Source organism: Quadrisphaera setariae, assembly GCF_008041935.1.
In the GTDB taxonomy this organism is placed as follows: domain Bacteria; phylum Actinomycetota; class Actinomycetes; order Actinomycetales; family Quadrisphaeraceae; genus Quadrisphaera; species Quadrisphaera setariae.
The window spans coordinates 56,006-71,514 of record NZ_VKAC01000014.1 but is presented as its reverse complement, the minus strand read 5'-3'; the positions used below and the strand labels follow the sequence as shown (position 1 = coordinate 71,514).

Here is a 15,509-nt window from a genome sequence, read left to right as displayed (position 1 = left end):
GGGCGATCCGGCCCTTCACCGGGGACCGCGCGGGGTGCGTGATGCCGTACGTGCGGACGTGGACCGTCCCGCGCGCACCGGCGCCGAGCGAGCAGCGCCACGAGGGCGAGCCTCCCCAGTGCGCGCGCCGGTTGCCCGCTGCCGCGCCAGGTAGGGGGTGCGCTGCTCCAAGCTCATGCGGGCGAAGTTCGCCGGGACTTCTGGGCCATCGGTGCGGCTCACAACTCCTGCTGCACGCGACCGCCCCGCGACCGGGCCGACGGCCTCCCGGGCAACCTCTCGGGAAGGAGCTGGGTCCGGCTGTCGAGTCTGGGAAGGCACGGTGCGGTCCACGACGCGGTCCGCGGTGCGCTCCGGCGTGGTCGTCCTGCGCTGGGGGGTTGCTGCCTCCCGCTTAGCTGCGCGGTCCTGCTCCCGCTGGATCTGGCGGGCCACGGTCGACTCGGCGTGCTTCATTGCGGCGTCCAGGAGCGCGGCGTTGCCGGCGCCGATGTGCACGCGGAACTCCCCGGCCTCCTTGGTCACCGCGAACGTGACGCCGTAGCGCCGCAGCGTCTGGCGCACCACGCGAAAGGTGCGCGGGTCCTCCAGGTTGACGATGGCGCGCTGGCCGTTGGTGAACTTCTCCAGGTCCACCGTGGAGACGCGACCACCCATGGACCCGCCGCGGCCCGGCATCGTCGTGAGCGCCTTGGTGACCAGGGCGCGCGAGGCAGCCCACAGGAGGTTGCTGAGCGGCCCGACGAGTTTGACCGCCTCCACACCCATCTCGAACGAGACTCGACGGGCTGTGCTCTCGATGCTCTCGACCGACATGGTCAGCGCCTCCGCTTCGGTGTGTTGTCGTCGGTGTCGCGTGCGCTCTCGCGCACCGACCTGCCACTGAGCCAGGCAGCGCGCTCCGTCAGGCTCATCGTCTTCCATCCCGCGGGCCGCTGGGACACGTCCCGCCCTGGCCCACCACGTGAGGCACTGCGACGCTCGGTAGGACGCGCGGCGCGCTCCTCTTCCACGTCGAGACCTCCGGGGTCACTGGCGCCGTCGCCCGGGCCAGCCGGGCGGACCAAGCTGTCGGACATCTCCACGACGTCCTCCCAGGACATCTCGACGGCGTCCTCGCGCGGCTGGGCGTGCTGGCCGTCACGACCTTCGGCGGCCTGCGGGGGGAGCGTCTCGTCCCCCGCGAGGTCGCCATGGTCACTCCGCCCAGGCGCCTCGCGCGCCCGCTCTGGCGCGTCGGCCAACAGGTCGGCCGGTGCCTCAGCTGACACGTCGACACGGTCTGCCGACGCGTTGGCCGGCCCTCCCGCCGGCCCCTGTTCCGGCCGCTCCGAGACTCCGCCGGAGGCCGGCTGGTCCAGCAGCTGGCTCACGCGTTCCGCAGGGACGCCTATGGCGCTGAGGTCAACGGGGTCGACGTCGCCCAGCCGCTCGCGCAGCGCCACGTCGGCCAGGTCAGCCAGCTCGGTGCGGCCTGTTCCGGGGTGCCCGTTCTCCCGCGGCGGCGCGGTCTTGGCCCACTGGATCAGTTCGGTCGCGGTGGTTTGCAGGTCCCCCATGCTGCGACTGGCGTCGGCGAGCTGCACGCGCAGGTCCGCGCGTTCCTGGCTCCCCGGGGCGCTCTCATCCAGGGCGACCGCCAGGTGCTGGATGCGGGTCTCCGCGCGCTCGATCTCCGCGCCCAGCGCAGCGACATGCGCCAGCGCGTCGGTCTCGGTGAGGATCCCGAAGCGGCCCCGCACATTGAGCAGGTTCGCGCTCGTCGCTAGGCGCTCCACCTGCTCACGAACACGCTTGCCGCCGCGCAGCCCACGCGAGCTTTCGATCTGGTGGAGGCGACCCGCGAGTTCCCGCGCGGGCGGCGTGAAGGCCGCGTAGAGGGCTTTGGTCGGGACGTTGGCCACGATGCCTCCGCTGCGGTTCAGGATCGCCTGGGTGCCGTGCTCGGGCAGGTAGATCCGCAGCATCTTGCCATGCTGAACGACTTGGTCAGGGTGCACCGCGATGCAGCGCTGCCCTGCTGTGCCCGGCACCTTGATGGTCACGGCGTGCTGCATCGAGGCGTTGGCCGCGTCATGCACGGGCGCAGTTCCAGGCGCCTCCCGGTGCACCTCTCCATGCGACTGCACAGGCACGCGGCTGGACGCTCGTGAGGATGCTCGGACCGGCACGACCAGGGACTCGTGGGCATCGAAGCGCAGCACGCTGGTCTTACCCAGCCGCGCCATCACCGCCCCTTCGGCATAAGCAGGCCCGAGCCGAACGTCGCGCACCGCGCGGGCCATCGACTCGGTGCGGTAGGTCACTGCTCGCTTCTGGCTGCGACCGACCTCGATGCCCTGGGCCTCCAACGTCAGCTCGTAGTCAAGCCAGTTGCTAGACGCAGACACCGCATGGTCGATCGCGAGGCGCACCTGCTCGTGCCGCGAGGCGCCACGAGCACGCGTGTAGACCTCCGCCAGCCGCGGACGCACCACCGTGTCCGTGCGCGTCTCATCACGCTCGACGGTCCGCTCGATGACGCTCAGACCCATCCCGCGGCACAGCTCGTCACTGATGGCGCGGTAGTCCCCGAGTGTCTGCTTCTGCACCCGCAAGGCCCTGCCGTCGACGTGGCTGACGGCGTTGATGATGAGGTGGTTGTGCAGGTGGCCCTTGTCCAGGTGCGTCGCCAGCGTGTACGCGAACCGGCCCTGCGTGATGCGGTCGGCGAAGGCCACTCCGAGGTCATGGGCCTGGGCTCCGGAGGTGATTTCACCGGGCGCGAACGCCTGGATGACGTGATGGGCGAGCACGGTGGACTTGCGACCCGAACCCTGCCTCAGCTCCCGTGAGGCCTCGAAGGATTCCGCCGTCGCGTTCCAGTCACTGGGGTCGATGACCGCCGCCGTCGTGGACACCAGCAGCCCGCCCTGGGTCGCCTCCGGTCGCACGATGTACCGCAGCGCCTTGCCCAGAGTCGACTTGATCTGGTGCATCGTCACGACCGCCACCGCTAGTCCCCGCCCGTCTCGACGGTGCGGTCTTCGGTGCGGTCTTCGGTGCGGTCTTCGGTGCGTTCGTTGACGCGATCTTGCGGGCGGGTGGCCGCACTCAGGAGCTGCTGCACCTCCTGCATCAGCCGACGTGCAGCGACGGCCTCCGACAGCGTCAGCGATGACTCCGTGTTCGCGTGGCGGGCGATCTGGTTGAGGTTGTTGCCGATCCGCCCGAGCTCCGCGCGCAGCACCTCCGCGTCGAACGCGACCGTCTGCACGCGCAGCTCCCCGTCGACCAGAACACGTCGCGCGTAAGCGCTGAAGTTCGAAGTCCCAGCCAGCGCCATGCGCTGCTGAATGCGCTCCCAGTCCATCGTCGTCAGTCGCAGGGCCTTGAAGACCTCACGGCCATCGGAGGCGGCGCGACGTGCCACGGGACCACCTCCTAACGGGTTTGGGCGGAGCCCATAACGGTCTGCGGCGAAGCCGCTAGACCAGCAAATGTTTAACATTTGCTATGCTTGCTGCTCCGGTGGTCGGCACCATAGACGATGGGCCGGACACCCTCGGTGAGCACCCGCCGACCGGCCCGGCGACTGGCCCGCAGGGCCGGCGCCGCTACCGTGCGGCCATGGTCTTCCCCGACACCCGCGATGCTGACAGCGGCCGATCCCTGCTCGAGCGCGAAGAGAGTGCTCTGGCGCGCAAGCGCCAGGCGATCAACGCCGGCGCCAAGTCCTTGGAAGCTGTGCGACGTGCCAGCGCAGACGCACGCGATGCGCTGCAGACGCTGCGCGACCTTGGGTTCAGCCAGCGAGAGCTCACCAATGCGTTCGGGCTGTCCCGCGATGAGGTGGCCCAGTTCTTCCCTCGTCGACCCCGCTCCGCGGGAACCGCCAGCACCGCCGAGCTCGCCGCCGGGGCCGAGGACGCCTCGGCCTCGGATGACTCAGGCGCGACGGGCCCTGGCCCGGGCGAAGACCTCGGTACCGCCGTCGACGACGAGGCCCAGCAGCCACGACAGCAGCCTCAGGCTCGCTAGCAGCAACGCCCACAGCACCCGGACCAGCAGCACGACAATCATGGCCAGCACGCGGAGGCAGAACAGGAACACCGCGATGGCAATGGCGAACAGGAACGTCGTCATGGCCTGCATGTGACGCCTCCCTTCGGCCCTGCCTCTGCACCGCGGACCGATCCAGAGGCGGTCGAGATGCGGTCGTGGATCAGGACAGCATGCCCCGACCGACCGACACCACGTCAATCCGTGAGCGGGCAGCACGTGGGTTCACTAGCACTGGCGGCCGGGGCGCAAGCGCCCCGGCCGCCAGCATCAGTAATCCCTCGGGGCGCCGGATGCGCCCCTCGGCGCGATGGGTCGACCACTGGCGGCGGGCTGCGCGTCCCCCCACCAGTCGCGGGCGCTGGGTCTAGGGAGGCCCTGGAAGGGGGAGGGGTCCCGCGGTGGTGGAGTCATCCGCCACGGGCACTACCGAGCCCACGAGAGTGCTCGACGTGGGCCCCGGTTCCAGCGGGCGCTCCTCGCGCTCAGCGGTTCTCCACCTGCTGTAGGGCCTACACCACCACCGCCGGCCACCAGCAGCCGTCAGACCCCTCACCGCGACGCCGACCACGACGTCGACCACGAGGACGACCATGACGGCGGCCGCCACGGCGTCATCTCACCGAGAGCCGCCAGGACCGCGCGGCTTCCCTCCCGGACTCAGGTTAGGCCCGCGCCCAGCCGGCGACGTCCAGCCTGGTGCGGCAGCGCTGCGCTGTGCCGCCTCACGGAACTGCGCTTGCCGCGTGACGCGATCAGCCAAGGACATCGACGCCGGCCCACGCGGCGGGTCCGTCCGGCCCGACTGGACCGGCGCCGAGGACTGGCGGCCGTCGCCCGGTGCCGTTGGTGCCGCCACGCTGCGGGTCGAGCGAGCAACCGGCTGCAGGGGCCCTCCCGGGCCGCTGCGCGCCAGGTCGACCTCGAGCTGGGGCTGGCCCTGGAGGACCTGCTCTCGGCCCCCCGGGGTGCGGAGAACCTGGTAGCGCAGGACCGCCGGGCAGGTCTGTGCCAGCCCGGCCGCGGCCGCCTCTGAACGCGAGGGGCCACCCGGGCCCTGTGGGCCGTCGAAGACCTGGCGGGCGTACTCCGAGGGCACCCAGCGGCCACCGCCAGCGCTGCCCACACCGGTGAGTGCTTCGCGGTAGGCCAGAGCCCAGCGGTGCTCGATGCGCGCCTGGGAGAGCTCGGCGGAGACCTCCACGTCCAGGACCGTCACGGTGTAGCCCATCGCCTCCAGCCGGCCGCCCAGCTCGACCGCCTTGTCGGGGTTCGACAGGACCGTGTCGATGATGACGTTGGCACCTGCCCGCAGCAGCTGACGCTGCTGCGCCCGCGCCAGCAGACCGGACTCCTCCTGCAGCAGCGCGGACATCTCCAAGGGGAAGAACCGCTCCCCCGCAGCCTCTAACTGTCGGATCTCGCTGGGCTTGATGAACCGCTCGTAGGAGCCATCCGCCAGGGCCGCGTGGACCAGCCCCTCCTTGAAGTGGTCGGCGTCGATGACGGTGTAGGACGCCGGGTCCAGACCTTCGGCTGCCATGAACGGAACCCGCACCGTGGACTTGCCGGCGCCGGGGGGCCCGGCCATGACGATGGCGTGCCGCTCCTGGTCGGCTCGAGCACCTGCGTTGGCCTCGACGAGCAGCTGCCGGTGCAGTCGCCGTCTGAGGGGTGTGGGTTCTCCGCCCCTGAACCAGGCACCGACATTCGTCGTCGCCGTCGACCCTTCCACCGACAGCGGTCCGCCAGCTCGGCTCAGGCGGCGGACCTGCGCCATGTGCGCGGCCACCTGAGCGTCGAGGTCACTCACCGCGCGGCCAGCACCACCACCGGCACTGCCACCGGCGCCGTCGCTGGGGTTGCTCACTGGCCTTCGGGGGCAGGGTGGCGCCGGTTGAAAATCTCTTCGTAGACGTCCTCCTCGATCAGACCGAGCCCCTCGGCGTCTTCCACCTCCGACCACGCCCCTGGCGGGTCGGCACTGAAGTCGTCGAAGGGGTCACGCTCGACCGCGGCGTAGGGGAAGCGCACCAGCTCGTCGACCAACTGATCCCGTGCGAGCAGGCCGGCGGCGTACCGCTTGCAGGCCTCCATCGGCGTCGCACTGGAGAAGCCCTCCGCAGGCTGCGGCAGGTTCGCAGCTCGCTTCAGGATGCCGTTCACCGTGGGCTGGGTCACGCCCAGAAGGGCGGCGATCTCGCGCTGACTCACCCCACCCGCAGCGAGCTGCAGCATGGCGCGGCGCTCATCCATGTCGACGATCTCGCTCTGGTGATGAAGCCTCACCAGGGTGCGCGCCGCAGGCAGATCGTTGATGAGAGTCATGCCGCCTCCTTGCCCGTGATAGCCCATGCTATCACGATCGGGTGGTGCCGCCCGGTCCATGAGTCTGCACGTCTGTTGCCTGTGACCGCGAAGGCTCTGACGGCGGCCGGCCGGACTCTCGCCCCACCTTGCGATCGCTGCGCGAAGGCCTCCGCGTGCTTTCGGTGAGCAACCGTGTCACTTCCTAGGTTCTGAGACGATGAGTGCTCGCTTGGCGGCCAACGCTCAGGTTTCGCGTAGGTAGCGCCGATGGAGGGACTGCCAGCTGGAGCGTGCTGCATCCCGTCGTCATCAAGGGCAAACGCGCTAGACTGGTGGTAGCCCGCTCCCGCTGGGGGTTGGGAAGTGAGGCCGGGACCCCCGCCGGACGACGGGACCCGGCCTTCGCGCTGTCTGGCTCTGGCTAGCGATCATCATGTGCGCTCTCGTGGACACGCTGCGCTCTCACTCTGCCGCTGCCACGCCGAAACGAGCGGCCTTCAGCGCATCGGCACGTCGTGGTGCTGGATCGCCAGCGAGAGCCTGGCCAGGTGCTCAGGGTGCCCCTCTCGTGCCAGGCCTGCGGCCCCCGCGATGGTGTCGGGCAGCCACAGCAGTGGCTCTTCGATGGGCTGGGCGAACTCGACGCGGACGGCGGCGGACAGCAGGTGCGCCGAGCGCAGGGCGTCGACCATCTGCAGGTCGCGGCGGTTCTGCTGCGGGGTGCGCTGTTCTTGGACGATGAGGCTGACCCCGTGGGCCTCCAGGGCTGGGTGCAGCGTCTCCAGGCACAGACGGCGGGCGCGCTCCTGCTTGGCGTCGGGAACGGGCGCGGCCACGACGACGACGGAGTGCAGTGCAGCGCTGAGGGCAGCGATGCCCGCAGTGATCTGCAGTCGACGTGCCTCGCTCTCGTCGCGCCAGTGCAGGCGGTCCTGGCGCGGCAGCAGCAGTCCCCGCAGGGCCGCGCGCAGTCGCTCCTGCTCCTCGGCGGTGCAGATGGCAGCAGCCATGAGGTAGATGCGTTCCCCGGGCTGGGCTAAGAGCGCAGGCCCGAGGGGCCGCTCAGTGCCCCGCGCGTCGAGCGCGGGGCTGCCTGCATCATCGGCTGACGCACCGCGCACGCGAGCGGTGAAGCCACCGGCGTGCGCGCTGGCGCCGAGGCGGCGGGAGGACTCATCGACGAAGGCGACGAGCTGGCTGGCTGAGCGTGCCCGCTGGGCAGACCCGGAGATAGTCGTTGAGGCGCGCCGCCCAGAGCGGTTCTGGGGAGTCATGAGACGGCAGAACCGCCGTCGCCTGCGGGCGGGTTCGTAGCCAGGCGGGTCCTGGGCAGCATCGAGGCCCTGGCCAGGCCGTGCAGCTCTTCGGCGGTCAGGGTCAGTGCGCCACGTCCCAGGCCGAAGCCGCGAACGGCCTCGTCCTGCTTGGCGCGCCACAGGGGCCGGTAGGCCGCCAGCAGTCGCTGGTAGAGACCCAGCTGACGGGCGTGGGAGTTGCCGTCGTCGTGGGCGGCGAAGGTCTCGCGCAGGTCGACGTAGAGGCCCTTGCTGAGCAGGTAGCGCGCGTAGCCGAGCAGCCGGGACTCGACGGGATCGTTGGCGTCGAAGCCGCGAAAACTCAGCATGTCTTGGGCGTAGCGCTCGCTGCGCTCGATGGCCTGCTGCTCATCGGGCGCCAGCTGGGACCAGGCGAACTGCAGGACGCGGAACATCGTGAGGATCTCGTGGACCAGGTCACAGGCCTGGTCGCTCAGCTCGGGCTCCATGGCCACGAACAGGTCGGGGTACTCCGCGGTGTAGCCGTGCTCGAGGGCTTCGGCGGCGCGCAGGTGACTGCCGGCGTCGCCGTCGGCCAGGTCCATGGGGTCGAAGCGCTCGCCCCACTGGTCCTCGACGGCGCGCCCCGCCGCGCCATGTGACGGGTTGGCGCGCTGCCCGAAGTTCTGCCCCGTTGTCTGCCCGGAGGGTCGCGTGCCCAGCAGCGCCAGGATGCGGTGCTGCATGGCCAGGGTGCGCCGCTCGACGTAGCTCAGGGTGGCGGGGCGGGTGTGGTTGTAGGGGTTGACGTAGCCCTCGGCTCCGGCGGCGCCAGGATCTTTGATCGCCTGGTCGATGAGCTGACGCACGAGGTCGCCGGTGGCGATGCCGCGGGCTTCGGCGTAGGCGTCCAGCCCGGCGCGGGCGGCCTCGTCGATGCGGATGTTGAGCTGCGCCATGGCAGCAACCTAGCAGCGCGCAGCGCAGTGCTAGGCGCTAGCAGAGCGCTGCGGCGTGTCGCGCTGGCGCGGTAGCACGGGATAATGAGGGGAATCCCGTCCTATGCCGGCAACCTTTCCCGCACGGTCGGGGGCGGCGCCTACCGTCAGGTGGTGGCCTTCCCCGCCTCTCCCGGTGTCGATGCCGACGCCGACGTCGACGCCTCCGAGAGCGTCGGCCTCGACGGCGTGGTCGACGACGGCTTCGCTCCTGAGATCGTCCCGGGGCTGGATACCGGCATCGCCGTGGACGGCGATGATCGCGACAGCGTCGATGAGGACCTTGGCGACGAAGCCGTCCTCGATGGAGCGGCGATCGAGGGGCAGCTGGAGCTGGCCTCGCTCGGAGTGCTGCCACAGCTGGCGGGGTTGCCCGAGCGCGAGGCGGCTTACGCCCGCGCCGCCCGGGCGGAGAACACCCTGCGCGGGTACCGCTTCGACTGGGCCGACTTCACCACCTGGTGCACCACCCACGCCGCAGAGCCGATGCCCGCTTCTCCCTCAGCGCTGACCGGCTACCTGGTCGCGCTGGCCGAGGCCGGCGCGAAGGTCGGCACCCTGTCCCGGCGCTTGAGCTCGATCAAGTTCGCCCACGCCAGCGCCGGCCACCCCGACCCCGCCACCCACCCCCGGGTCATGGCCGTCTGGGAAGGCATCCGCCGCCTCCACGGCGCCCCGCCGCAGCAGGCGGCCCCGCTGATGCCGCCGCTGCTGTTTGACGTGCTGGCGGCCTGTCCGGTCACCAGGACCTGGCCCGCGCCAGCCTTGACCGCGTCGGGGCGCCCCTCGAGGGCAGCAGTCCGAGCACCGGAGCCGGATCTGACCGGGGCGCGTGACCGCGCGCTGCTGCTGGTCGGCTTCGTGGGCGCCTTACGCCGCAGCGAGCTGGCAGCCCTGGAGGTCGCCGACGTCGCCGAGCACCCCAACGGCCTGGTGCTGTCCCTACCGCGATCCAAGACCAACCAGACCGGCAGCCGCGCCGAGCTCGTCGTCCTGCCCCGCGCCGGCAACCCCGACCGCTGCCCCGTCCTGGCGATGCAGCGCTGGCTCGAGCTCGCCGACATCACCGAGGGCCCGGTGTTCCGCGGCGTCACCAAGGCCAACCGTCCAGCTCAGCGCCGCCTGCACCCAGAATCGGTGACCACCCTCGTCAAAGGCGCCCTGGCCCGCACCGGCGCCCCGACGACGGGGTACAGCGGGCACTCCCTGCGGGCAGGGTTCGTCACCTACGCCCACCTGCGGGGCTCGAGCGACCGCGCGATCGCCCACCAGACCCGGCACCGCTCGATGGCCTCCCTGGGCGGATACGTGCGGGTCTCACACGCTTGGACCGACAACGCGGCAACGGCTCTGGGGCTGTAGGGACGTGGACATGGCGAAGCGCACTGCTCCGGCGGACCTTGCTGGGCAGCTGATGTTGCAGGTCTCAGCTGGCCGCTTCTTCCGCCCCGAGGCACACCTCAACGAGACCCTGCACCGACGCGTCATCCACACGAACGTGTGGACCCCCAAACGCTGCCGCCAGCGGTCGACTGACCATGCCGCTGCTGGGTGATTCTGGGCGCACCTGCAGCTACTTCCCGAGTCGGCGGTCGACCTCCCGCTGAACCTCCATATCAATCTCATCGATGAACCGCGCCACCGGCTTTTCCAAGGTCGTAAGGGGTTCTTCGACGTCAGCAAACGCCCTCAATGCTTTCAGGACCTCATCAGTACGTTGCAGCGATTCAGCGCGGGTGCGCCACGACGTCAGAGTTCCTGAAGTAACGGGTAGCTGGCGGGTGAGGAAGTTTGCAGGTGGTTCACTCTCAGCCGCGCGCCTGTCTTCTGGGAGTTGCTGAAGCACCCTTAAGATGAAGTCTCGACCTAGGCCCGGGAAGGTTTCCGATTCGATCTTTTGCAGGTCAGCTTCTAACGCCGTCAGTCTTCCCAAAAGATGTCTAGATAGCGCCGAAGCGACTTCCTGGACGTCAAGGTTTAGGTCTTTCAGGAGGTGCTCGGCGACGGCCCGCGTCAGCATCTGTACGCTTCCGGTGCTCTTCGGTCCAGTCCCTTGAGGCGTGTCCTCCCCCAGGATTTCCCGTACCCCTGATGGGATGATGCCAATTTCACTCATAACCCACTTCTCGTGCAGCAGGAAGGTACAGCACAAGAAGAAGTAGATGCTATTGGTCGCCTGTAGGATGTCAGGGTGCAGGTGGTCGCGGTGGTAGGCGGCGTTTCGAAATCGGTGAAGCGCTTTCGCGCAGGCGCCGTACTCCTCAGGTAGATCCAAGCCTGAAGCACCCAGGGCGTAGGTAACGAGGTCCTTGAAATTTGATTCAATTTTGTCTTGACGTTTCCTGGAAATAGCTTGGCTCATCAAATCTAATTGAAGAGCCTTGCCCTCCTCGTCGAGGTCCTCAGCGGCTCCTAGGGACTCGGCGAGGTCGCGGTACTTCTCAGCCCAGACCAGTCCAGCGCGTGCGGTACGCATTAAGGAGATTTCCGCGGCGTTGTCCAGCAGCAGGAACGCCAGGCGGACGTGGGCGACGTCGTCGTAGGCGGCCAGCCGCCTAGCTTCGAAGAGCTGGACGGCGATGCGTTCTAGCTCCTCCATCGTCGAGGGCACAGGGTCTCCTCCTTCAACCGGTGGAGTGGTGAGGTGGCTATCGTCGGCGACGGGACCACCACGGAGGTCGCGACACGTCGACAGCTCCGACCAAGCCCTCCAAGGCGTCCAGGAGACGGTCGGCGTAGATCTTCGCGACGTCTCGCACCCAGCTCTCGCGCACGAACGCCAGCCACACGACGACCATGACTAGCGAGTAGGCGGTGGACAGGACCACTGGCATCTGCCAGTCATCCTCGGCCAGCAGGCGGCGCACGCCTTCGCCGGCGATAAGCAGCGCCACTGCGACACCCACCCACTTGATTGCCAGCATGTTGCGCGCGAAGTTGTAGTTGACCAGCTCCTCACGCACCAGCGGCGCTTCCTTGGGAAACCGGCGCGCCTGAATCTGCAAGCGCTTGGTCGCCGCCGCGTAGCGGTGCTTGGCCTCCTCCGGCCGCAGACACTCTTCTCTCGCCGTCGGCAGCGGCCGTCCGACCAGCTGGGCGAGCAGCTCACGGCGGCGTGCCCTGATCAGGGGGTTGCCCTCCCCCGTCGCCTGGAGCAGCGCCTCGAGGGGGAGCACGCCCCAGCGCTTGGCCAGCGTGCGCTGCAATGCCCGTCCCCGGGTGCGCACGATGGCCGAGATGATCGCGAGCACAGCCACCAAACCGGCCGTGAGAACGTCAGCGGAGTAAGTGAACCGGAACACCAAGATCGCCATGACGATCGCCGGGGATGCCGCGGCAACGGCCGGCCCCAGCCGGGCTCGCGTGTCGAAGATGTCGATGGGGCATCTTAGCCGGCTTCGGTATCCACCAGAATGCCGAAGCCAGGCTGAGCATGGTGCCGCCAGATTGAGACTAGGTGGCCATTATTCGTCAAGCCAATCCTGCGTGACCATCGGCGAGTAGTCGGGACGCGCGTCAGCACCGCGGCTCCAGCAGATGTCCTTTCCGCGCGTGGCCTGCCAGGGATAACCGCGCCGTTTGAGTGCGTTCGCCACCTCGGGGCGGGGGAAGTCATCCGCCTCCTTACCGACGCTGATGATGGACTCACCGCGATGAGTAAATGTCTCTACGCCGAGAAGCCGATCGAGCAGATCCTTGGTCAGGTTGTGCCGAGAACCATGGTGGGGAACGTCGAATAAAGAGATAGCAGATGAGCGTCCCGCCGCGTCGAGGTGGTCGGCGGCAAGCGTCAGGGCCGGTGCACCGGCGTCTCCAGTGAAGAGCACGCGGTAGCCATCGACCTGCAGATCCATAATAATGCTGGAGTTATTTCTCGGGGTAGTTCCCCCATTGTCGTCAGTAAGCGTTTCTCCGGGGTCACTGCTACGCCAGTTAAAAACCTGGCGGATGGCTTGGGTGGCCTTGGTTACGAGTCCGCCGAGACCTTGCGACTTCTGCGCCAGCAGAAGCTGCGCGCTGAGTTGCAGCTCGTAGTATTCCTCACTGGGGCCAGCGACCCGCAGCGCGCCACCGAATAGGTCAACGCCCGCAAAGTCGTGCCTCAGCGTTGTCCCCTGCTCGACGGCAGCTTTGACCAAGTCCTCGACAGTGCCGCTCTTCACGGCATCGCTGGAGTACCCGTAGAGAGAGGGGCGGTGGACGAGCAACTCGCCAACGCTCATGTTCTCGAAAATTCCGAAAAGACCCTGAATGTGGTCATCATCTGGATGTGTACAGACAACGAGGTCAGCATGAGTGGTGTCGTAGTACTTCTTGATGAGCGCTGCGAGCCTAGCTCCATCATCTCGGAAACCGCCGTCGATGACCATGACGACGTACTGACCTGTGGACGGATGCGTGAACCGGCATGCGATGGCGTCACCGGTCTTCGTCTTCTCGCCCACCCACATGAAGTCAACTTCAATCATGGAAGCCCCCCCCTTGGTCGTTGCGGCGGACCCTAGAGGCGACCACCGACAGCCCGTGACTGCAGGAGGGCAGCAGATCGGCGGACAAGGGCGGTACGCGATCCACGCGACGAGCGCCGTCCCACTTCCTAGATAGTGGGACGGTCGCGGTCTGACCCAACCAAGATCACGCGCGACGCTCGACGCGCCGTCTCAGAGGTCGTGTTCTTTACGCCGTCCCACGTGCTCGTCCGGAGACGATTTCCGGGACGCTGCGCTCGGGTATGGCCTCCTCGCTCAGCTCCCTGGGCCACCGCACCACCCATAGGCCAAGTTTCGATCTTCAATCGCCGCCCGTTGGGGTAGACGGAACACCGAACTGGGCAAATAAGACTCCAGCACGCGGTGTGACGTCAGCAGGCACGGTTGCCTCGCCCGCGTCCGGTGGGCGGTCGTCGACCGGGCACTGTTGTCGGGTGGCTAGCGCTCGACCTCGTCGAGGGCCACGGCCTCGGCACCTGCAGGCTTGGGCCGGTTCGTTAACGGCAAGACCCGAACCAGCACCACCATGACCACCAGCTCCACCAGTGTCTGGGTCACTACCACCAGCGGCGTCAGAGACTGCGACGCCGGCAACGCCAAGGCCAGTGGCAGCACCACCAGGGAGTTGCGGGTGACACCGCTGAACACCACCGCCCGACCCGAGGTCACGTCCAGACGCGCGAATCGCGCGACGACCAGGCCCAGCAGGACCATCGCCACCGCGAAGCCCACGTACAGCGGCACCAGCTCCATCAACCTCCCGAGTTGACCGCTGACCGCCCGCACCTGGGAGGCGATCACAACAGCCAAGGTGGCGAACATCAGCGGCACCATCGCCGCTAGCGTCACCTCCTGCAGCTGAGCGGCCCACCGCGCCCACCACGGCCGTCGACGGTCATCCTTGCCCTGGCTCTGAGTGCTTTGGCCTACCAGGACCTGGGTCAGCGCCGCTGCTGCCAGTGGCAGCACGATCAGCACCACGAGGGCGTGCGCGAAAGGGCCCACCTCCACGGCCCGGGCGGCCCGGGGACCGACCATCACCCACAGGTACACCGGAAGTAGCAGCGCCTGGGCGAGCATCAGCAGCGGCGCCGCCGCCAGCAGACGGTCTGCGGCTCCGCCGGCCAGGCGGGCGAAGACGATGACGTAGTCAATGCACGGGGAAAGCAGCACCAGCAGCACCCCGAACAGCACCGCCGGCTCATCGGCAACCACACGGCTGAGGGCGTACACGACCACGGGCACGAGGGCGAAGTTCAGCGCCAGCACGGTCAGGAGGAAGCGGGCGTCGGTGAAGGCGCGGCTGATAGCGGTGAAGGGGACCCCGAGGAAGGTGGCGTACAGCAGCAGCGCGATGACGGGGTTGATGGCCGCCTCGAGGTGGCGTGCACCGGGAATGAGCAGTCCAGTAGCCACTCCGGCGGCGATCCCGGCCAGGTAGATGGCGATCTGGTGGCGCTCCAGGCGCTCGGTGGTGGCGCTCAGCCGACTCATCAGTTCGGGCTCGAGGCGGTCGCATCGAGGTGCATGCGGTGGACCGTAAACGTTGGAGTCGACTCGAAGGTCAAGCTTTACGGTGGTGTGTGCGCATCTCCGAGGTCGTTCAGCGCAGCGGCGTTCCGGCGACGACGCTGCGCTACTACGAGGCGCTGGGCCTGGTGAGCTCGCGGCGCTCGGCCAACGGCTACCGCGACTACGACGAGGCGGTCTTCGAGCAACTGGGCTTCATCGCCTCGGCGAAGGCGCTGCGGCTGGAGCTGCCGCAGATCGCGGAGCTGTTGAGGCTGTCGCGCGAGGGCACATGCACCCAGGTCAAGCAGCGCCTGCATCCGGTGCTGGTGGCCGAGCTGAAGCGGGTGGAGGCTGCGCTGGAGGCGTTAGCGCTGTTGAGGGGGCAGCTGGTGGAGGCCGTCGAGCAAGTGGCTGGATGTCCGGACAGTGAGTCGGCGTGCCGTTCGGAGTGTGCGTTGGTGGTACTGCAACGTCCTGCCAGTGTCATATGACGACCGCTGCCCGGTCAGTGTCTCGCTGACCACCCCGACCGGACGGCCGCGAGGCTGGCGCGTCCAGCATCGTCACCTCGCGAGCCCATTTCGCTTTTGTCGTGTTCGGTGGTCCCTCTCAGTGAGGTGCGTCGGGGAAGATCAGCGCGAGCCTGGTCAGGGTGGACCAGGCCATGCTCGGCGCGTGCGCGGGCTTGCTCCGCGAGACGACGGAGACCGCCTTGGCCGCCGGTCCATCACTGATTGCGTTGACGTGAAACGAACTATCGGTGGGCGGAGGAGTTCCGGTCACGCTGCTGTTGCTGTCCTCGCCTTCGGCGAGTCTGCGCTGCTCGTCGGGCGAGCGCTCCTAGGCTGCGAAGGGCTGACTGCCGGTGGCCCATGGCTACCGATGATGAGCCACGAGGTGAG

General features: G+C 68.4%; 14 protein-coding genes. 2 read left to right on the top strand and 12 right to left on the bottom strand.

What is annotated here, in order from left to right:
* Window positions 1–15: 15 nt before the first annotated feature.
* The 8 genes from FMM08_RS19815 to FMM08_RS19775 all read right to left on the bottom strand — a co-directional run bounded on the left by FMM08_RS19815 (window position 16) and on the right by FMM08_RS19775 (window position 8,566).
* The gene (locus FMM08_RS19815; RefSeq protein WP_187279884.1) at window positions 16–816 is read right to left on the bottom strand and encodes a DUF3801 domain-containing protein; all 801 of its coding nucleotides are present in this window, start codon (window positions 814–816) and stop codon (window positions 16–18) included.
* 2 nt (window positions 817–818) lie between these two features.
* Window positions 819–2,978, bottom strand: a complete 2,160-nt coding sequence (locus tag FMM08_RS19810; protein ID WP_255472641.1) for a relaxase/mobilization nuclease domain-containing protein — start codon at window positions 2,976–2,978, stop codon at window positions 819–821.
* 17 nt (window positions 2,979–2,995) lie between these two features.
* On the bottom strand, window positions 2,996–3,412 hold the full coding sequence (locus FMM08_RS19805; protein ID WP_180357947.1) for a MobC family plasmid mobilization relaxosome protein: 417 nt from the start codon (window positions 3,410–3,412) through the stop codon (window positions 2,996–2,998).
* Window positions 3,413–3,927: 515 nt separating this feature from the next.
* On the bottom strand, window positions 3,928–4,125 hold the full coding sequence (locus FMM08_RS19795) for a hypothetical protein (protein ID WP_147928098.1): 198 nt from the start codon (window positions 4,123–4,125) through the stop codon (window positions 3,928–3,930).
* A 535-nt stretch (window positions 4,126–4,660) separates the two neighbouring features.
* Window positions 4,661–5,854: a zeta toxin family protein gene (locus tag FMM08_RS19790; RefSeq protein WP_147928097.1), complete on the bottom strand. Its 1,194-nt coding sequence runs from the start codon at window positions 5,852–5,854 to the stop codon at window positions 4,661–4,663.
* A gap of 53 nt (window positions 5,855–5,907) precedes the next feature.
* The gene (locus FMM08_RS19785) at window positions 5,908–6,369 is read right to left on the bottom strand and encodes a helix-turn-helix domain-containing protein (protein ID WP_180357948.1); all 462 of its coding nucleotides are present in this window, start codon (window positions 6,367–6,369) and stop codon (window positions 5,908–5,910) included.
* A gap of 479 nt (window positions 6,370–6,848) precedes the next feature.
* On the bottom strand, window positions 6,849–7,361 hold the full coding sequence (locus FMM08_RS19780) for a hypothetical protein (RefSeq protein ID WP_147928096.1): 513 nt from the start codon (window positions 7,359–7,361) through the stop codon (window positions 6,849–6,851).
* A 260-nt stretch (window positions 7,362–7,621) separates the two neighbouring features.
* Window positions 7,622–8,566 (bottom strand): YfbU family protein, encoded by a 945-nt coding sequence (locus FMM08_RS19775; RefSeq protein WP_147928095.1) that lies wholly within the window; start codon window positions 8,564–8,566, stop codon window positions 7,622–7,624.
* 153 nt (window positions 8,567–8,719) lie between these two features.
* Between FMM08_RS19775 and FMM08_RS19770 the strand changes: the two genes are divergently transcribed.
* Window positions 8,720–9,967 carry a site-specific integrase gene (locus FMM08_RS19770; RefSeq protein ID WP_147928094.1) on the top strand — a complete coding sequence of 416 codons (1,248 nt, stop codon included), beginning with the start codon at window positions 8,720–8,722 and terminating at the stop codon, window positions 9,965–9,967.
* A gap of 211 nt (window positions 9,968–10,178) precedes the next feature.
* On the opposite strand, the gene FMM08_RS19765 is transcribed toward FMM08_RS19770, so the two are convergent.
* The 4 genes from FMM08_RS19765 to FMM08_RS19750 all read right to left on the bottom strand — a co-directional run bounded on the left by FMM08_RS19765 (window position 10,179) and on the right by FMM08_RS19750 (window position 14,580).
* A complete protein-coding gene (locus FMM08_RS19765) occupies window positions 10,179–11,216 on the bottom strand; it encodes a hypothetical protein (RefSeq protein WP_147928093.1) in 1,038 nt (345 codons plus the stop codon).
* A 37-nt stretch (window positions 11,217–11,253) separates the two neighbouring features.
* On the bottom strand, window positions 11,254–11,919 hold the full coding sequence (locus FMM08_RS19760; RefSeq protein ID WP_139713895.1) for a hypothetical protein: 666 nt from the start codon (window positions 11,917–11,919) through the stop codon (window positions 11,254–11,256).
* Window positions 11,920–12,069: 150 nt separating this feature from the next.
* Complete coding sequence (locus tag FMM08_RS19755) at window positions 12,070–13,074, bottom strand: ComEC/Rec2 family competence protein (protein ID WP_139713896.1); 1,005 nt, start codon at window positions 13,072–13,074, stop codon at window positions 12,070–12,072.
* Window positions 13,075–13,533: 459 nt separating this feature from the next.
* A complete protein-coding gene (locus FMM08_RS19750) occupies window positions 13,534–14,580 on the bottom strand; it encodes an arsenic resistance protein (RefSeq protein ID WP_439653575.1) in 1,047 nt (348 codons plus the stop codon).
* A 98-nt stretch (window positions 14,581–14,678) separates the two neighbouring features.
* Here FMM08_RS19750 and FMM08_RS19745 point away from each other — a divergent pair, with 98 nt between their 5' ends.
* Entirely contained in the window at window positions 14,679–15,098 is a 420-nt protein-coding gene (locus tag FMM08_RS19745; RefSeq protein WP_139713898.1) for a MerR family transcriptional regulator, read from the top strand.
* Window positions 15,099–15,509 lie beyond the last annotated feature (411 nt).